Source organism: Frigoribacterium sp. VKM Ac-1396 (genome assembly GCF_015350895.1).
GTDB lineage: Bacteria > Actinomycetota > Actinomycetes > Actinomycetales > Microbacteriaceae > Frigoribacterium.
Genome location: NZ_JADKSD010000002.1, coordinates 1,038,493 through 1,056,102 on the forward strand (window position 1 = coordinate 1,038,493; position 17,610 = coordinate 1,056,102).

Annotated in this window: 15 protein-coding genes; 9 read left to right on the forward strand and 6 right to left on the reverse strand. The window is 72.3% G+C overall.

Translation table 11 applies throughout. From position 1 onward, the window contains the following. Positions 1 to 84: 84 nt before the first annotated feature. Positions 85 to 1,833: a sodium:proton antiporter gene (locus tag ITJ55_RS11910; protein ID WP_194595505.1), complete on the reverse strand. Its 1,749-nt coding sequence runs from the start codon at positions 1,831 to 1,833 to the stop codon at positions 85 to 87. A 144-nt stretch (positions 1,834 to 1,977) separates the two neighbouring features. Here ITJ55_RS11910 and ITJ55_RS11915 point away from each other — a divergent pair, with 144 nt between their 5' ends. From ITJ55_RS11915 to ITJ55_RS11930, 4 genes are all read left to right on the forward strand, one after another. Then, positions 1,978 to 3,537: a carboxylesterase/lipase family protein gene (locus ITJ55_RS11915; protein WP_194595506.1), complete on the forward strand. Its 1,560-nt coding sequence runs from the start codon at positions 1,978 to 1,980 to the stop codon at positions 3,535 to 3,537. Positions 3,538 to 3,648: 111 nt separating this feature from the next. Beyond that, positions 3,649 to 4,929, forward strand: a complete 1,281-nt coding sequence (locus ITJ55_RS11920) for an inorganic phosphate transporter (protein ID WP_082486862.1) — start codon at positions 3,649 to 3,651, stop codon at positions 4,927 to 4,929. Continuing rightward, on the forward strand, positions 4,929 to 5,138 hold the full coding sequence (locus ITJ55_RS11925; RefSeq protein ID WP_056262781.1) for a hypothetical protein: 210 nt from the start codon (positions 4,929 to 4,931) through the stop codon (positions 5,136 to 5,138). The genes ITJ55_RS11920 and ITJ55_RS11925 overlap by 1 nt, the downstream gene beginning before the upstream one ends. Positions 5,139 to 5,298: 160 nt before the next feature. Continuing rightward, the gene (locus ITJ55_RS11930; RefSeq protein ID WP_194595508.1) at positions 5,299 to 6,816 is read left to right on the forward strand and encodes an aspartate ammonia-lyase; all 1,518 of its coding nucleotides are present in this window, start codon (positions 5,299 to 5,301) and stop codon (positions 6,814 to 6,816) included. 100 nt (positions 6,817 to 6,916) lie between these two features. Here the strand turns inward: ITJ55_RS11930 and ITJ55_RS11935 are convergent, their stop codons facing one another. Next, a complete protein-coding gene (locus ITJ55_RS11935) occupies positions 6,917 to 8,050 on the reverse strand; it encodes a YihY/virulence factor BrkB family protein (protein ID WP_194595509.1) in 1,134 nt (377 codons plus the stop codon). 168 nt (positions 8,051 to 8,218) lie between these two features. On the opposite strand from ITJ55_RS11935, the gene ITJ55_RS11940 reads away from it, so the two are divergent. After that, entirely contained in the window at positions 8,219 to 9,613 is a 1,395-nt protein-coding gene (locus tag ITJ55_RS11940) for a PrsW family intramembrane metalloprotease (RefSeq protein WP_194595510.1), read from the forward strand. A gap of 13 nt (positions 9,614 to 9,626) precedes the next feature. Here ITJ55_RS11940 and ITJ55_RS11945 read toward each other — a convergent pair whose 3' ends face one another. Next, positions 9,627 to 10,970, reverse strand: a complete 1,344-nt coding sequence (locus ITJ55_RS11945) for an MFS transporter (RefSeq protein ID WP_228498138.1) — start codon at positions 10,968 to 10,970, stop codon at positions 9,627 to 9,629. 240 nt (positions 10,971 to 11,210) lie between these two features. Here ITJ55_RS11945 and ITJ55_RS11950 point away from each other — a divergent pair, with 240 nt between their 5' ends. The 3 genes from ITJ55_RS11950 to ITJ55_RS11960 all read left to right on the forward strand — a co-directional run bounded on the left by ITJ55_RS11950 (position 11,211) and on the right by ITJ55_RS11960 (position 14,878). Continuing rightward, positions 11,211 to 11,585 (forward strand): FKBP-type peptidyl-prolyl cis-trans isomerase, encoded by a 375-nt coding sequence (locus tag ITJ55_RS11950; RefSeq protein ID WP_194595512.1) that lies wholly within the window; start codon positions 11,211 to 11,213, stop codon positions 11,583 to 11,585. Continuing rightward, entirely contained in the window at positions 11,585 to 12,418 is an 834-nt protein-coding gene (locus ITJ55_RS11955; RefSeq protein ID WP_194595513.1) for an aldo/keto reductase, read from the forward strand. The genes ITJ55_RS11950 and ITJ55_RS11955 overlap by 1 nt, the downstream gene beginning before the upstream one ends. 168 nt (positions 12,419 to 12,586) lie before the next feature. Next, positions 12,587 to 14,878 (forward strand): UvrD-helicase domain-containing protein, encoded by a 2,292-nt coding sequence (locus tag ITJ55_RS11960; protein WP_194595656.1) that lies wholly within the window; start codon positions 12,587 to 12,589, stop codon positions 14,876 to 14,878. Between the two features lie 171 nt (positions 14,879 to 15,049). On the opposite strand, the gene ITJ55_RS11965 is transcribed toward ITJ55_RS11960, so the two are convergent. Genes ITJ55_RS11965 through ITJ55_RS11975 form a run of 3 tightly spaced genes read right to left on the reverse strand, consistent with a single transcriptional unit; the run spans position 15,050 to position 17,069 of the window. Further along, entirely contained in the window at positions 15,050 to 15,679 is a 630-nt protein-coding gene (locus tag ITJ55_RS11965) for a hypothetical protein (protein WP_194595514.1), read from the reverse strand. Further along, a complete protein-coding gene (locus ITJ55_RS11970; RefSeq protein WP_194595515.1) occupies positions 15,676 to 15,975 on the reverse strand; it encodes a protealysin inhibitor emfourin in 300 nt (99 codons plus the stop codon). The genes ITJ55_RS11965 and ITJ55_RS11970 overlap by 4 nt, the downstream gene beginning before the upstream one ends. Before the next feature lie 56 nt (positions 15,976 to 16,031). After that, entirely contained in the window at positions 16,032 to 17,069 is a 1,038-nt protein-coding gene (locus tag ITJ55_RS11975) for a M4 family metallopeptidase (RefSeq protein WP_194595516.1), read from the reverse strand. A gap of 140 nt (positions 17,070 to 17,209) precedes the next feature. Between ITJ55_RS11975 and ITJ55_RS11980 the strand changes: the two genes are divergently transcribed. After that, a partial coding sequence (locus ITJ55_RS11980; RefSeq protein WP_194595517.1) for an adenine phosphoribosyltransferase occupies positions 17,210 to 17,610 on the forward strand: 401 nt, incomplete at its 3' end.

Consider the following 17,610-nt stretch of genomic DNA (forward strand, 5'->3'; position numbering starts at 1 on the left):
GTCCTCTCGTCCGTCGTCGTCCGTCGCCCCGGCCGTCGATGCCGCTCACGATACGCCGGGGGGCGACGCGACCCCGGGCGGGCGTCACGACCTCGTGCTCGTGAAGGCCGAGGTGTCCATGGCGAGCTCCTCGGCGTCGAGTCCGAGCAGCACCCGTCGCATCACCTCTTCGTCGACGTTGCCGGCGTCCCGCTCGCGCAGGACGACCTCGCGGCGCTTGGCGAGCAGCTCCCGGCGGATCGACCCGAGGGCCTGGGGCGCCGCGCGGCGACGGGCGCGTTGCGCGTCCGTCGACGCCGAGGCGTCCCGTTCGTCGGCGTCGTCGAGGGCCGTCCGCTGCAGGGCCTCGTTCTGGCGGAGCAGCCGAGTCGTCGAGATCGTCACGGCCCGCTCGGTCAGCTCGACCCCCCACCGTCGCTCCCAGTCGCCGCGACGCTCGGCGACGTAGGCCATGGTCTCGTCGGTGCTCGACGAGAAGACGGCCAGCTCGGCGGCCAGGTCACGGTCGCGCTGGGTGTCGTCGCGCACGCCCAGCACCCGGATCACGAACGGCAGCGTCAGCCCCTGCAGCAACAACGTGCCGACCGTGACGATGAACGCGATGAGGAACATCGTGTCGCGGGCGGGCACCGGGATGCTCGACTCGGTGATCGCCGGGATCGACACGGCGGCGGCCAGCGTCACCACGCCGCGCATGCCCGTCCACGAGATGACCGTCAGCTGCCGCCAGCCCATGCGGGGCTGCGGGTGGTAGCGCAGCGTCCGCAGGGCCGGTGCCCGACGCAGCCGTCGCAGGGTCGGCACCCGCCGGAGCTTGCGCAGCACCGTCGACAAGAAGAGGTAGCGGCCCGCCCGGGCGGCGTAGTACGTGGCGAACACGAAGGCCGGCCGGACGAGCACGACCACCGCCAGGACGGCCAGCGCGACTCCGACGCTCTGGCCGAGGCCCCGCTCGCTCTCGCTCACATCGAGAACGACGGCACGCAGCTGCAGGCCGATCAGCGCGAAGACGAAACCCTCGAGCACCACGTCGGCGGCCGACCAGAAGGGGCGCTCCTGCAACCGTGTCGCGTAGCCCGTGCGCGGCGAGTTGAAGCCGACGTAGAGCCCGGCCGCCACCACGGCCAGCACGCCGGAGCCGCTCAGCTCTTCGGCGGCGATGTAGGCGATGAACGGCAACAGCAGCCCGATGACGTTCTCGACCACGGGGTCGTCGATGCGCACGCGCACGCGGTGCGCGACGAAGCCCAGGGCGAGGCCCACCGCGACGCCCACGCCGATCGCAAGACCGAAGATGCCGAGGTCGTCCCACAGGGTCAGGCTCGCCCCGCCGACGATCGCGAGGAACACCTTGACGAGTGTCAGCGAGGCCGCGTCGTTGATCAGGCTCTCGCCCGAGAGCACCGTCATGACCTTGCGCGGCAGCCCGAGCTTGCGGCCGATGGCGGCCGCCGACACGGCGTCGGGAGGCGCGACCACGGCACCGACGAGCAGTGCGGCCGGCAGCGTCATGTCGGGGATCATCACGTAGGCCACGCCGCCGACGGCGAAGGCCGTCACGACCACGGCGCCGACGCCGAGCCGCGCGATCTGCACGCGGCTCTCGCGGAAGTTCAGCAGCGACACGTCGAGAGCTGCCGAATAGAGCAGCGGCGGCAGCACCACGGTCAAGATCACCTCGGAGTCGATCTCGATGTCGGGCACCCCGGGCACGAGGGAGACGAGCAACGCGACGCCCACGGTCAGCAGCGGGGCGGGCAGGCCCCTCCAGCGGGCGAAGGCAGTCACGACGAGCGACCCGGTCAAGATGATCAGCAGCTCGCCGAGTTCCATGTGAGCCGGGCTCCGTCCAGTCGTCGAGGGCAGCCGTGCGGCGTGCACCGACTGCAAAGTTCGACCCATCCTCTCAGGCACCCCCTAGGAGAACGTCGGGTGAACGGGCACGGTCGGCGACCCGTCCCCCCGTAGCATCGCCCCGTGACCGCACAGCCCCGGGCGACCGCCCCGGCCCCCGACCTCGTCCGCACCACCCGGTCCGGCGAGGTCCGCGGCGTGCGGGAGCGCGGAGTGCTCGCCTGGCGCGGCATCCCGTTCGCGGCACCACCGGTGGGGCGCCTCCGGTTCCGGGCTCCCGAGCCGCCCGCGGCGTGGACCGGCGTCCGCGACGCCAGCCGGTTCGGGCCCGCCGCGCCGCAGGACCGCGTGCAATTCGTCGGCGTCGACGCGACCACGCCGCTCAGCGAGGACTGCCTGACGGTGAACGTGATCTCGCCCGACGGCACCGCGCCGGATGCCGGGCTGCCCGTGCTGGTCTTCGTCCACGGAGGCGCGTACAGCGTGGGCTCGTCGCGCGAGTTCCCGAGACAGGGCGAGACGCTCGTCCGCGAGGGCGGCATCGTCTACGTCAGCCTCAACTACCGGCTGGGTGCGTTCGGCTACCTCGACTTCAGCCACTGGGCGACCCCGGACCGGCCGTTCGACTCGAACCTGGGCCTCCGCGACCAGGTGGCAGCCCTCGAGTGGGTCCGTGACAACGTCGCCGCGTTCGGCGGCGACCCCGACCGCGTCACCGTGTCGGGCGAGAGCTCGGGTGGCAACGCCGTCACGACCCTGATGACGGTGCCCCGCGCTCGCGGGCTGTTCCGTGGCGTCATCGCGCAGAGCTCGCCGCCGAACGCGATCTACCCGCCGGCCGTGACTCAGCGCTGGGCGGGGGAGTTCCTCGAGCTGCTGGCCCACGACCTGCACGACGACGACCTCGAGGCCACGAGCGTCGACGACGCGGCGGCCCTGCTCGCCGGGGCGCCGACGACGGCGATCGTCCGGGCGGCCAGCCGACTGCAGTTGCGCACCCCGGACGAGGACCCCGGCACGATCTCCTTCAGCCCGGTCATCGACGGCGAGTTCCTGCCCGAGCGTCCCCTCGACGCCTTCAAGGCGGGCCGGGCCCACCCGGTGCCGCTCGTCATCGGCACGAACGATCGCGAGGGCTCGGTGTTCACGGGGCGGCGCGACATCCTCGCGACCACGAAGCCGCGCATCCGCGCCATCTTCGCCGCGACCGAGAAGAAGGCCCGCAAGGCGATCAAGAAGCACTACCCCGGTCTGCCCGACCGGCCCGCCGCCCTCGACTTCGGCGGGGACTACGCGTTCTGGTTCCCGAGCGTCAAGGTCGCCGAGCGCCACGCGGTGCACCAGGACGTGCGCTTCTACCGCTTCGACGCGACGACGCGCATCCTCCGCACGGTCGGGGTCGACGCCTTCCACGGTCTCGAGCTCTGGGCGATCTACGACCGCATGGGGTCGGCCTTCGGCTGGGCCATGAGCCTGCTCGGCGGTCGACGGGCGTTCTTGCGCACGGCCGCCCGGACCCGCTCCCGCTGGCTCGAGTTCGTCCGCACGGGGGCCGTCGCCGACTGGCCGACCTACGACCCCCACCGTCGGCGCACGCTGATCATCGACGTGCGCGACCGGATCGAGCACGACCCGCGGGGCGAGCGGCGACGGGCCTGGCAGGACTTCGTGCCGCACGTCTGAGGCATGCGCCCGGCGCGTCGACGCGACCGCGTCACCCGCCGTTCACCGGGATGTACCCCGCCGGACACCGCCGAGTTGACCCGCGTCCACCCACCTGTGACACTCAGGCCGGTGGACATCACACTCATCGTCGTCCTGGTCATCGCGTTGGCACTCTTCTTCGACTTCACGAACGGGTTCCACGACACGGCCAACGCCATGGCGACCCCGATCGCGACCGGGGCGATGAAGCCCAAGGTCGCCGTCACGGTCGCCGCGATCCTCAACCTCGTGGGGGCCTTCCTCAGCACCGAGGTCGCCAAGACCGTCTCGGGCGGCATCATCCGCGAGGGCGACGGCGGGGTGCAGATCACCCCCGAGATGATCTTCGCCGGCCTGATCGGTGCCGTCGTCTGGAACATGTTCACCTGGCTCCGCGGCCTGCCGTCGAGTTCGTCGCACGCCCTCTTCGGCGGCCTGATCGGCGCCGCGATCGTCGGTGCCGGCACGGGGTCGGTCGACTTCGGCGTCGTGCTGTCGAAGGTCGTGCTGCCCGCCCTGCTGGCCCCGCTCATCGCCGGGGTCGTCGGCTACACCGCCACGCGCCTGGCCTACACGATCACCCGGCGACGCGACGACAAGAGCGAGCGGGGCGGCTTCCGCTACGGCCAGATCTTCACGTCGTCGCTTGTCGCCCTCGCGCACGGCACGAACGACGCGCAGAAGACCATGGGCGTCATCACGCTGACGCTCATCGCGGGCGGGTTGCTCACCCCCGACTCCGGCCCGCCGTTCTGGGTGGTCGTCGTCTGCGCCCTCGCCATCGCGCTGGGCACGTACACCGGTGGGTGGCGGATCATCCAGACCATGGGCGGCGGCCTGACCGAGGTCAAGCCCACGCAGGGCTTCTCGGCCGAGGCGTCGACCACCGCGACGGTGCTCGCCTCGAGCCACCTGGGCTTCGCGCTCTCGACGACGCAGGTGGCCAGCGGTTCGATCATCGGTGCCGGGCTCGGGCGACGAGGGTCGAAGATCCAGTGGGGCACGGCGGGCAAGATCGTCGTCGCCTGGTTCATCACCCTGCCCGCGTCGGCCGCCGTCGGGGCCGTGGCCGCCCTGATCGCCACGCTCGGCGTCACGGGGCTCGTGATCGACGCCGCCGTCGGCGCGGTCGTCATCGCCGGCATCTTCGTCATCTCGCGTCGCCGACCCCACGACCAGGGCTCGGCGATCGAGGTCGACGTCGCCGCGACCTCGGTGCTCTCCCGTCGCCGTGCGCGGCGTGCCGTCCGCAAGGGCCGCGTCGACACCCCGGCGTCCGGCGTCGAGGCCCCCTTCGTCCGCATGGACGACCCGCCAGAACCGGTCGCCGCTCCCCGGGGCACGACGCCGACCGACGACGAGGTGCGCTGATGATCGACTGGTCCGCCTTCGTCGTGGTCGCGCTCGTCGCCCTGTTCTCCGCCGCGGCCCTCGTGTCGCTCTACTCCCTGGGCCTGCGCCTCCTGACGGTCGAGGGCCGCACGACCGCCAGGACCGCCGCCGGGTACGCCTGCTTCGTGGTCTGCGCCCTCGGCGTGCTCTACGGCATCTACCTGATCGTCCCGGGCTTCCACCGCTGACGCCGACGTCGGCGTCGTCTCGTCCCCAGGGCGCGGGCGTCCCCGCCGACCGCAGCCGCGCCTCCTCGGCCACCACCGGCCACCGGCCCCGCCGGTAGGCTCGACGGAGCGTCCGGTCGACGACGACCGGGCCCCGACTGACGACGGAGGCGCACCACAAGTGACGACCGAGACAGCAGCACCGACCCGCACCGAGACCGATTCGCTGGGCAGCCGAGAGGTCCCCGCCGACGTCTACTGGGGCATCCACACCGCCCGGGCACTCGAGAACTTCCCGATCTCGCAGCGTCCTATCTCGGTCTACCCCGACCTCGTCACGGCCCTCGCGCTCGTGAAGCAGGCGGCGGCGCGGGCCAACGTCGAGATCGGCGTGCTCGACCCGGTCAAGGCCGAGGCCATCGAGCGTGCCTGCGAAGAGATCCGCGGCGGGGCGCTGCACGACCAGTTCGCCGTCGGGGTCATCCAGGGGGGTGCCGGCACGTCGACGAACATGAACAGCAACGAGGTCATCGCCAACCGGGCCCTCGAGCTGCTCGGCCACGCCAAGGGCGAGTACCGCCACCTCCACCCGATCGACGACGTCAACCGCAGCCAGAGCACGAACGACACGTACCCCACCTCGATCAAGATCGCGATGGTGCTCACCTTGCGCCGTCTGCTGGTCGAGCTCGACCTGCTCGCCGACGCGTTCGCGGCCAAGGGCGACGAGTTCCACGACGTGCTCAAGGTCGGCCGCACGCAGCTGCAGGACGCCGTGCCGATGACCCTCGGGCAAGAGTTCACGGGCTTCGCGCACACCCTGGCCGAAGACGTCCAGCGGCTGCGCGACGTCGTGCCGCTGCTCGGCGAGATCAACCTCGGGGCGACCGCGATCGGCACCGGCATCACCGCCGACCCGCTCTACGCCGACGCCGTGCGACGTCACCTCAGCACGCTCTCGGGCATGGACCTCGTCACGGCTCCCGACCTGATCGAGGCGACCAGCGACACCGGCGTCTTCATGACGCTGAGCGGTGCCCTGAAGCGCAGCGCCATCAAGCTCTCGAAGATCTGCAACGACCTGCGGTTGCTGTCGTCCGGGCCGCAGGCCGGCATCAGCGAGATCACGCTGCCGCCCCGCCAGGCCGGGTCGTCCATCATGCCGGGCAAGGTGAACCCCGTGATCCCCGAGGTGGTCAACCAGGTGGCGTTCTCGGTCGCGGGGGCCGACGTCACCGTCACGATGGCCGCCGAGGCCGGGCAGCTGCAGCTCAACGCCTTCGAGCCGGTCATCACGCACTCGGTCATGCAGAGCCTGCAGTGGATGACCTACGCCTGCCAGACCCTCCGGGTCAACTGCGTCGACGGCATCGAGGCGAACCGGGCCCGGCTCACCCAGCAGGTCGAGACGAACGTCGGCAGCGTGACCGCGCTCACGCCCTACATCGGCTACACGGCGGCTGCAGCGATCGCCCACACGGCCCTCACCACGAACGCGGCCATCGCCCCGCTCGTGGTCGCGGCCGGCCTGATGACCGACGAGCAGGTGCGCAAGGTGCTCTCGCCCGCACGACTGTCGGGCCTGGCGCCGATCACCAGTGCGATCACGATCATCGACGTCGACGACCCCGCTGCGGCGGTGGCGCGGGCGGCCAACACGTCGGGCGCCCGCAACCCGGGCGACGAGACCGCCGGCTGAGGCGCCCCCGTCGTGGCGGCGCGGTGCCGGACGCCCGGCACCGCGCCTCCTGCCGGTGGTGGCGTCCCGTCGTCACGGCCGTGCCGGGCCGTCGCGTCGACTAGGGCGTCGAGGGCGCGTGCCTCGTCGGGTCGACCTGGTCGGCCCGGCCGGAGGCGGGTGGACGTTCGTCGGCCGGACGGTCGCGATCGGCCCGGAGGTGGACGAGCCGCAGGTCGTCGGGCTCGAGCACGCCCCCGTTCTCGCGCAGGGCGCGTTCGCGGATGCGCCGACCGACCCGGACGTCCCAGGCCAGGTTGCGCGCGAGGATGTGGTTGCGGGCGGTGTCACGCAGCGGCAGGGGGATCACCTCTTCGGCCTGCACACCGCGGCGCAGCTGACGCATGCGCAGGATCTCGCTGTCGAGCTCGCCCCCGATCACGAGGACGAAGTTGCTGATGTACGCGTAGAGCAGCACGACCACGACGCCGCCGACCCAGCCGTAGAACCGGTCGTAGTTCGACACCGTCGCCACGTACACCGCGAAGCCGACGGTCGCGACCGCCCACCCGCCGAGCGCGACCATCGCGCCGTACGACACCCAGCGCAGGCGGGGCGGTCGCACGTTGGGGGTGAAGAAGTAGAGCATCGCGACCGAGAGCACGGCCAGGGCGACGAGCACCGGCCACTTGAAGACGTTGTAGAGGTCGGTCCACGGGCGGCCGATGCCGAACCGGGCGGCGACCGCGTCGCTGAGGGTGGGCGTCACGAGCAAGATCACGGCGATGACCGCGAACGACACCATGAGCACCAGGGTGACGATCATCATGTGGCCGCGGAACTTCCAGATCCGGCGGCCCTCCTCGACCTCGTAGGCCGTGTTCATCGCCCGCCCGAAGGCCGTCGTGTAGGCCGACAGCGACCAGAGGGTGAGCCAGAGGCCGATGCCGAACGCGACGCCCGGGTTCGACAGGCTGAGCATCTGCTCGAGCGGCCAGCGCAGCGTCTCGATCGCGTCCGGGGTGAGGACGTACCGGGCGACCGAGAGGATCTCGTCGACGGCGTCGCCGTCCTCGACGAACAGGGCGACGCCCGAGACGAGGGCCAGGGCTCCGGGGACGAGCGCCAGCATCGAGAAGAACGTCAGCGAGCCCGCGGCGTCGATCGTGCGGTGCCGGAGGAAGTCGTGCCACACCCGCATGACCACGTAACGCACGAGCGTCGGGTCCTCGGGGAGGGAACGGGTCGTGGGCATCCTGCGAGATTACCGGGCCGGACGCGCGGGTGCGCCCGCGGCTCGGGCACCGGTGCCCCTCGCGCGGGCACCGCCCTCGACGCCGCCTGCGGGCACCGCCCTCGGGGCCGCCGCGGGCACCTCCCTCGGGGCCGCGCCGACCCCGCCCTCAGCCCGTAGGGTCGGGGCATGACCTGGTCCGACTCCCGGGGCGTCGGGCACGACGCGTACGGACGCCCCCTGACGCCCTCCGTCGTCCCCGGCGGTGTCGCGCCCGGTCAGCCCGCCGGCCTCGCGCGTCCGGTGCTCGGCCCGGTCGCGAACCCCGAACCGGTCTGGTACCCCGTCCAACCCGTCTTCGCGCAGCCGGCCCCGAGGCGTCGGGTCGCGAGTGCCGTAGCGCTCGCCGTGGGCTTCACCGTGATCGGCACGTTCGCGGTGGCCGTGGGCCTCTACTTCTTGATCTTCGTCCAGCCCGCGGTGCTGCTCGCCGGCAGCCTGCTCGCCTTCGTGCCGCTCGCGATCGTGCTGGTCGGCATCTGGCTCGTCGACCGCTGGGAGCCCGAGCCGCGCGTGGCACTGCTCTTCGCGTTCCTGTGGGGCGCGGCCGTCGCCGTCGGCACCGCCCTGATCGTCGACGTGGCCCTGACGACGGCCCGGGCGGCACTCGGCGTCCGGTCCAGCGGGCTCGAGGACGTGCTCGGGGCGGTGGTCCAGGCGCCGTTGGTCGAGGAGGGCGCGAAGGGGCTCGGCGTCCTGCTCGTGCTGTGGATCTTCCGGCGCCACTTCGACGGACCGGTCGACGGCATCGTCTACGCGGCGACGGTCGCGGCGGGCTTCGCCTTCGTCGAGAACATCCAGTACTTCGCCCTGCAGGTCGGCGAAGACCTCGCGACCGGCAGCCGGGGCCTGGCCTACGTCTTCTTCGTGAGGGCCCTGATGTCGCCCTTCGCCCACGTGATGTACACGGCCTGCACGGGCTTCGCCCTCGGCCTGGCGGCGCGACGGACCGGCCCCTACGGCGCGATCGGCTGGTTCTTCGTCGGCCTCGTGCCGGCGGCGGGCCTGCACGCGCTCTGGAACGGCGCGCTCTTCGTGGTCGGTGACGGCTTCTTCGCCTACTACCTGCTGGTGCAGGTGCCGATCTTCGTGGCGATGGTGCTGCTCGTGGTGTTCCTGCGGCGCAACGAGCGGCGCGTGACCCACGACCGGCTCGCCGAGTACGCGGCCGTGGGCTGGTTCAGCGCCGACGAGGTCGGCATGCTGTCGTCGAGCGCCGGCCGACGCCGGGCGCGGTCGTGGGCGGCCACCCGGGGCATCCGGCCCGCGATGAAGGTCTTCATCTCGAACGCGACGAGGCTGGCCTTCACGCGCCAGCGCCTGGTCAAGGGCCGACGTGCCCTCGACGCGGCGGTGCAGCGGGACGAGGCCGAGCTGCTCGACGCCCTCACCGTGAGCCGCCTGGCGCTGCAGGCACCGCCCGCGGCGTTCGTCGGCTACCCGCAGCACCCCGGGTGGCCGCCGCAGGTCCCGTCCCGGGTGCCGCCCCACCCCGGGTCGCCGCAGTCCGGGCCCGGATGGTGACGCGCACCGCGACTCAGGGCGTCGGTGCCTCGGCGTCGTAGCGACCGAACGCCGGCGTGAGTCGTGCGACCAGTGCGACCAGGGCGACGACGAGCAGCCCGCCGAGCAGGGGTGGCCAGAAGACGGCGATGCCGGCGACCAGCCCGACGAACAGGTCGCCGACGCGCGGGCCGCCGGTGACGACGACGATGAAGATGCCCTGCAGGCGTCCGCGCATGGCGTCGGGCGCGGCCGACTGCAAGATGGTCGAGCGGAAGATCGAGCTGACGTTGTCGCTCGCGCCCGCGCCGGCCAGGGCGAGGGCGGCGCCGCCGAGGGCCACCAGGTTCGCCTGGTCGAGGCCGGCCGTGACGCTGCCCCCGTGGGCCGGCGTGACGAGCAGCACGACGCCGAAGGCCGCGATGCAGAGTCCGTACGCGGTGATGGCCCACCGCACGGCGACGCCCTGCCGACGCACGTGGCCGAGGCGTCCCGAGAAGACGCTGCTGAGCAGGGCTCCCACCGCGAACGAGGCGGAGAGCACGCCGACCGTCACCGCGCCTCCTCCGATCACGAGGGTGCCGACCACCGGGTAGAGCACGCGGGGCATGCCGAAGGTCATGGCCACGACGTCCATGACGAAGGTCGTGCGGATGTTGGGCGACCGCTTCAAGAAGGCCAGGCCGAAGCGCAGCGACTCGAGGCCGGGGCGCTGGGTCTCGCCCTCGGGCCGGATGGGCGGCAACGTGACGATGCCGAGGAACGCCGTCGAGAACAGCACGACGTCGACGGTGTAGGTCAGCGGGAACCCCACGCTCGCGACCAGGACGCCCGCCAGGGCCGGCCCGACGGTCAGCATGAGCCCCATGCTGATGCCGCTGAGGGCCGAGGCGGCCGGCAGCAGCTCGCGGGGCAGGAGGCGCGGCACGATCGAGGCGCGGGAGGTCGCGATCATCGTCCCCGCGACGGCGTTCACGGTCGTCAGCAGGTACAGCAGCCACACCTCGTGCAGGCCGAGGTAGGCGTGCAACGCGATGGCCGCCGTCGAGAGCCAGGCGAAGACGGCGGCCACGAGGGCGACCTTCCGCCGGTCGAACGCGTCGGCGAGCATGCCGCCGTAGAGCCCGGCGAGGATCATCGGGACGAGCGAGACGACGCCGACCAGGGCGACGGCGAAGGTCGACCGGGTGATCTCGAAGATCTCGAGGCCGACGGCCACCAGCGTGAGTTGCGTGCCGATTCCGCTGACGGCGCTGCCGGCGAACAGTCGGGCGAAGGCGGGGCTCGTGCGGAGCGGCGTGACGTCGACGAAGAGCGGGCGTCGCACGGGCGCGAGGGGGCGTGGCGACGACGGGGGCGGGGGCGGGGTGGTGGTCAAGCTGCCATTCTTGCCGATCGTGCAACGATCCGCAGGCCCGGGGTCGCGGGCTCGGGGCTGAAGGGCCAGGGGCATCCGCCGTCGACCGATTTGGTGCGACGGGTCGGTCGGAGTAGCGTCCATGTGTTCGCATCGATGACGTCATCTCGGTGTGGACGTCGGGTCGGCTTCTCGAGCCTCGCAGGGAGGACGCGAGCAGCCGGCCCGCCCCCTCGCCGCGTCGGTGGTTGGATGGTCGGCATGACTCACGACCCCCAGACCAAGCCCGAGATCGACGCCCCGACGGGCCCTGCCCCCACCGAGCTGACGATCACCGACGTCACCGTCGGCGACGGTGACGAGGCGCAGTCGGGCTCCACCGTCAACGTCCACTACCTCGGCGTCGAGCAAGACTCCGGCGAAGAGTTCGACTCGTCGTGGAGCCGCGGCGAACCGATCAACTTCCCGCTGCAGGCGCTCGTCCGTGGCTGGCAGGAGGGCATCCCCGGCATGAAGGTCGGTGGACGCCGCGAGCTCGTCGTGCCGCCGCACCTGGCGTACGGTCCCGCGGGCGGCGGGCACCCGCTCTCGGGCAAGACGCTGATCTTCGTCATCGACCTGCTCGGCGTCAGCTGATGACGGTCGCCCCCTCGATCGGCCTCAACGACGGCCGCACGCTGCCCCAGCTCGGCCTCGGCACCTACGGGCTGAACGGCGACGAGGGCACGACGCAGGTCGTCCAGGCGATCTCGTCGGGCTACCGCCTGCTCGACACGGCGCTCAACTACGGCAACGAGGCGGCCGTCGGCGCGGCGGTCCGTCAGAGCGACGTGCCCCGTGACGAACTCGTCGTCACGACGAAGCTGCCCGGCCGACACCACGGCTACGACGAGACCCTGGCGAGCTTCGACGAGAGTCGTGCGAACCTCGGACTCGACTTCGTCGACCTCTACCTGATCCACTGGCCGCTGCCGCGCGTCGACAAGTTCGTCGACACGTTCAAGGCGTTCGTGCGTCTGCAAGAAGACGGCCTCGTCGGCTCGATCGGCGTCTCGAACTTCACGGCCGAGCACCTGCAGCGCGTCGCCGACGAGACGGGCGTGGTGCCCGCCGTCAACCAGGTCGAGCTGCACCCGTACTTCCCGCAGGCCGAGTTGCGTGCCGTGCACGAGAGCATGGGCATCGTCACCGAGAGCTGGAGCCCCCTCGCCAAGCAGAGCGAACTGCTCCAGGAGGCGCGGGTCACCGAGATCGCGCGGGCCCACGGCAAGACGCCCACGCAGGTCGTCCTGCGCTGGCACGTGCAGCTCGGGGCCGTCCCCGTGCCGAAGTCGGCCGACCCCGGTCGGCAGCGCGAGAACCTCGACGTCTTCGACTTCGAGCTCACGGCCGACGAGGTCGAGTCGCTCAGCGGCCTCGAGCGCGGCCGCCTCTGGGACGGCGACCCGCTCACCCACGAAGAGTTCTGACCGGTTCGTCCCCGCGACCCCCAGGAGGCGCGCGCGTCCCGTCGAGGACGCGCGCGCCTCCGTCGTCCCGGAATCGTCCCGGCACCGTCCCGGCACCTCGGACGGGGTTCGCTGTCGGTGGTCGGAAGCTAGACTGGCGTGCCGACTTTTCCCGAAGGGTACGAACACCTGTTGTCATCCGAGATCGACCGTGAACGCGCCTACGTGGGCACCCTGTACGAACGCCTCGACGAGCTGAAGGCCGACGCCCGCGTCCGTCTCGAGCGCACCCGCCGCGAGACCGTCGGCGGCAACCACCAGAGCCGCAGCGAGCGCGACGCCTACGCGCGCCTCTACGAAGACACCATCGTCCAGCTCGGCTCGGTCGACGAGCGGCTGGCGTTCGGGCGGCTCGAGCTCGAGACGCCCGACCTGCTCGGCCAGACCGGCGACGTCGACCGCCCGGCCGAGCCGGGCGAGGGCGGCCGGTACCGCTACATCGGCCGCATCGGCCTGCGCGACGAGTCGCACCACCCGATCTTGCTCGACTGGCGCGTGCCCGGGGCGAGCGCCTTCTACCAGGCGACCGCGGCCACGCCCATGGGGGCGAGGGCCCGACGCCACCTGACGCTCGAGGGCCGCACCGTCACCCGTCTCGAAGACGAGGTGTTCGACCCCGACCTGCTCGACCGCGACGACGTCCAGCTGCAGGGCGAGGGCGCGCTGATGGCGGCCCTGACGGCCCAGCGCACGGGTCGCATGACCGACATCGTCGCCACGATCCAGGGCGAACAAGACCGCATCATCCGCTCGCAGCTCGACGGCGTGCTCGTCGTCCAGGGCGGCCCCGGCACGGGCAAGACGGCAGTGGCCCTGCACCGCGCCGCCTACCTGCTCTACTCGCACCGCGACCGGCTCAAGGGGTCGGGCGTCCTCGTCGTCGGGCCGTCGCGGTCGTTCCTGCGGTACATCGAACAGGTGCTGCCGTCCCTCGGCGAGAGCGGCGTCGTGCTGTCGAGCCTCGGCGGGCTCTACCCCGGCGTCGAGGCCCAGACCGACGACGCGCCCGAGGTCGCCGCGCTCAAGGGCTCGGCCGAGATGGCCGAGCTGATGCGGCGTGCCGTCCGGTCGCGTCAGATCCGGCCGAGCGAGCCGACGACGATCGACATCAACGGCGAGCGACTGGTCGTGCGACCCGAGCTCGTCGGCGAGGCCATGCGCAAGGCCCAAGAGCGGGGCAAGCCGCACAACGTCGCCCGCGTCACCTTCAACAAGGCCGCCCTCTCGGCCCTGACCCGCCAGCTCGTCGACCAGATGCGCGAGCACGGCACGACCGTCGACGAGTCCGACGAGGCCGTGCTGCGCGAAGACATCCGGCAGTCGTACGACGTCCGCGTCCTGCTCAACACCGCGTGGTTGCCGCTCAGCGCCGAGAAGCTCGTCGAAGACCTCTACGCCCGCCCGAACTGGCTGGCCTCGATCACCCCGCGGTGGACGCCAGAGCAGCGCGCCCTGCTGCGACGCGGGCGCGGGGCGGGCTTCACGGTCTCCGACGTGCCGCTGCTCGACGAGGCCGCCGAGCTGCTCGGCAAGTTCCAGGCCGGCGTCGACCCCGAGCGCCTGGCGCGCAAGGCACAGCGCAAGCGCGACATCGAGAACGCCGAGCGTGCCATCGAGAACATGGGCGTCGAGGGCATGGTCAGCGCCGAGCAGATCGCCGGCGGGTTCGCCGAGCGGGCGGCGTCGATGACGACCGCCGAGCGCGCCGCGGGCGACCGCACCTGGGCCTTCGGCCACGTCGTGGTCGACGAGGCCCAAGAGCTGTCGCCCATGCAGTGGCGCCTGCTCTCGCGCCGCTGCCCCCTGCGGTCGTTCACGGTCGTGGGCGACATCGCCCAGGCCTCGAGCCCGGCCGCCGCGACGTCGTGGGACCGCGCCCTCCAGGCCCTCCTCGGGCGGCGTCGAGGAGGCGCGGCGCAGGGCACGTCGGCACCCTGGCGACTCGAAGAACTCACGGTCAACTACCGCACGCCCGCGCAGATCGTGGCCTACGCCGAAGACGTCGCGACGGCGAGCGGACTGCAGATCACCCCGAGCCGGTCGGTGCGCTCGAGCGAGTGGCCGGTGCGCGAGGTGACCGGCGCCTCCTCGAAAGACGAGTTCGTCCGCGCCACCGTCGAGGCCGTCCGGGCCGACCGGGCCATCGACTCCGACGGCACCCTGGCCGTCATCGCGCCCGAGCAGGCCGTGACGGCCTTGGTCGAGGCCCTCTCGGCCGAGTTCGCCGGGCTGGTCGCGCCCGGGTCGGCGTCCTTGACGAAGCCGATCTCGGTGCTCAGCCCCGCGACGTCGAAGGGCCTCGAGTTCGACTCGGTCGTCGTGGTCGACCCCGAGCGCGTCCGTCAGGCGACCCGACGCGGCAACGCCAGCCTCTACGTGGCGATGACCCGGCCCACGCAACGCCTCACGGTCGTCTCGTAGGCCGGGCCTCGGGGGCCGGTCCAGCGAGGGCCGGTCCAGCGAGGGCGGGGCCAGCGAGGGCGGGGCCAGCGAGGGCGGGGCCGGCGAGGGCCGGGCCGTCGAGGACGGTGGCCGCGAGCCAGCCCGAGTCACCGGTGTCGGGATCGTCCGGTACCGGGCGTCCGGCGCGGCTCAGCGGTAGTCGGGCGGCCAGGCGAAGGCCGCGGGGGCGGTGACCGTCTCACCGATCGGCGCGAGCACCAGGTCGATGCGCTCGAAGTCCCGCAGCGGGATGCCCGCCGGGTCGGAGGTGTAGGGGCTGCCCCCGACGAAGGTGTGCAGCTCGAGGCCGTCGTCATGACCGAGCGAGCCGACGCCCCGCCCGTCGAGCGCGACGTCCCATTCGGTGAAGAGCTGGCCGAGCACGAACGTCTCACGGGTGGGGGACTCGACGTGCACGATGCCGCTCGTGTCGTGCGTGTGGATCTCGGCTGCGAACTTCGCGTCCGCGTCGTGACCGATGTCGCCTGGCACGGTGACCGGCTGCCCGTCGACCGTGATCGAGAGGTGGGCGTGCACGTGCATCGCCAGGTCTCGGCCCCAGACGTTCTCGAGGCCGGCGGCGGCAGCCCGCGCCTCGAGCTGGTCGGTCGCGGGGCGACCCCACGGAGGCGCGGTCACGGCCCCGCGGACGTTCTGTGGGTTGCCGCCCTGCACCACGGCCACGCCGACGCCACCCGCCACGAGGACGACGAGCGCGAGCAGCCCGGCCAGCACCTCGCCCGAGAGCCGGCGTCGAGGGCGCCGGGTGCGGTCGCTCATCGCGTCGCCCCGGTCTCGGCCTCGGAGGTCGTGCGGACGCGGTCGACCAGCTCACGCCAGGGCCCGGTGACCTGTTGCTCGGGCAGCTTGGCCTTGCGCGTCGGTCGGGTCTCGGCCGTGATGACCCAGACGAAGCGGTCGGGCTGCACCGTCTGGGCCGCGCGGGGGGCCTGGGACCAGGGCAGCCGGTCGATCAGGACGAGCCACGACTCGGTGTCGGGCTCGGCGTCGACGTCGACCGACCAGCTGCGGGTGAGGCCGGCGAAACCCCCGGAGCGCGAGACGGTGACCTTCATGGGCGCGATGCTACCCCGACGGCGTCCGGGTCAGCGGGGTCGGCCGCCGACCCGCCTCAGGCGGCGGGGGTGACCCCGACGCCCTGCCACCCGGCGGACGTCGCCCGGGCCTCGTCGGACTCCGCCCCGTACCGTGTCGCGGCCGCCTCGACGGTCGCCGTCGCGAACTGCGCGAAGGTGGCCTCGGTCGGCAGGGCCCCGCCGGTCAGCGTGTCGTACCAGATCTGCCCGGCCCGCACCCAGGCCTCGCCGCCGAGCGCCTCGGCCACGAGGTAGAAGGCCCGGTTGGGGATGCCCGAGTTGAGGTGCACGCCGCCGTTGTCGTCGGTCGTCTCGACGTAGTCGTCGAGGTGGCCGGGCTGGGGGTCCTTGCCGAGGACGTCGTCGTCGTACGCCGTGCCCGGAGCCTTCATCGACCGCAGGGCCCTGCCCTGCACCTCGGGGGTGAAGAGCCCCTCGCCGATCAACCAGGTCGCCTGGTCGGCGGTCTGGCCGAACAGGTGCTGCTCGACGAGGGCGCCGAACACGTCGCTGACCGACTCGTTGAGCGCACCCGACTGCCCCTGGTAGGTGAGGTTCGCGGTGTACTGCGTCACGCCGTGGGTCAGCTCGTGCCCGATGACGCTGACGGACGCCGTGAACCGTTCGAACACCTCGCCGTCGCCGTCGCCGAAGACCATGCGTTCGCCGTTCCAGAAGGCGTTGTCGTAGTCCTGCCCGTAGTGCACCGTGGCGTCGAGCGGCAGCCCGGCGCCGTCGATCGACGATCGCCCGTAGACCTCGCGGAACAGGGCGTAGGTGGCCCCGAGCGCGTCGTAGGCCTCGGTCGCGGCGACGTCGTCGGTGGCCGGCTCGCCCTCGCCCCGCACACGCACGCCGGGCAGGTCTTCGGTACCCCGGGCGTCGAAGATCGTGCGCTCGAGCACGGCCTCACCGCCCAGTGCGCCCTGCACCACCGGGGGAGTCGCGTTGCGGTCGACGTCCCGCATCGCGAGCAGGCCGTTGCGCGCGGCCTGCGGCGCTCGGTGCAGGCGGGGCGAGTCGGCCTCGGCGAGGTGGGCGAGCAGGTACGGCGGGACGATGAACCGGGTCATGCGTGCACTCTCGCACGGGCCTCCGACATCGGCTCGACCGTTCACACGATCGTGACGTACCGGTCGGTCGTGCGTCGCAGCCCGGGACGACCGGCGCCCCGCGGGCGGCGGCCGTCGCCCGCCCGACTACCGTTGACGTCATGACCGTCTCCGACGCCTCCTCGTTCGTCGACAGCAAGATCGCCGTCGTCCCCGACTTCCCGAAGCCCGGCATCCTCTTCCGCGACGTCACCCCGCTGTTCTCCGACGCCGACGCGTTCGCGACGGTCACGGCCGCGCTGTCCGAGCCGTTCGACGGCGGGTTCGTCGCGGTGGCCGGCATCGAGGCGCGGGGCTTCGCGCTCGCAGGCGCCATCGCGATCGAGCAGGGCGTCGGCGTGCTCACGGTGCGGAAGGCCGGCAAGCTGCCCGGCGAGGTGCTGAGCGAGAGCTACGCCCTCGAGTACGGCGAGGCCACCCTCGAGCTGCGTCCGAACCAGATCCCCGCGGGGTCCAGCGTCCTGGTCGTCGACGACGTGCTCGCGACCGGCGGCACGGTCGA

Bases quoted from the DNA above. Each gene is read 5' to 3' on its own strand.
- ITJ55_RS11910 (WP_194595505.1), bottom strand. From the start codon at position 1,833: ATGGAACTCGGCGAGCTGCTGATCATCTTGACCGGGTCGCTCGTCGTG.
- ITJ55_RS11925 (WP_056262781.1), top strand. From the start codon at position 4,929: ATGATCGACTGGTCCGCCTTCGTCGTGGTCGCGCTCGTCGCCCTGTTC.
- ITJ55_RS11935 (WP_194595509.1), bottom strand. From the start codon at position 8,050: ATGCCCACGACCCGTTCCCTCCCCGAGGACCCGACGCTCGTGCGTTAC.
- ITJ55_RS11940 (WP_194595510.1), top strand. From the start codon at position 8,219: ATGACCTGGTCCGACTCCCGGGGCGTCGGGCACGACGCGTACGGACGC.
- ITJ55_RS11950 (WP_194595512.1), top strand. From the start codon at position 11,211: ATGACTCACGACCCCCAGACCAAGCCCGAGATCGACGCCCCGACGGGC.
- ITJ55_RS11955 (WP_194595513.1), top strand. From the start codon at position 11,585: ATGACGGTCGCCCCCTCGATCGGCCTCAACGACGGCCGCACGCTGCCC.
- ITJ55_RS11965 (WP_194595514.1), bottom strand. From the start codon at position 15,679: ATGAGCGACCGCACCCGGCGCCCTCGACGCCGGCTCTCGGGCGAGGTG.
- ITJ55_RS11970 (WP_194595515.1), bottom strand. From the start codon at position 15,975: ATGAAGGTCACCGTCTCGCGCTCCGGGGGTTTCGCCGGCCTCACCCGC.
- ITJ55_RS11975 (WP_194595516.1), bottom strand. From the start codon at position 17,069: ATGACCCGGTTCATCGTCCCGCCGTACCTGCTCGCCCACCTCGCCGAG.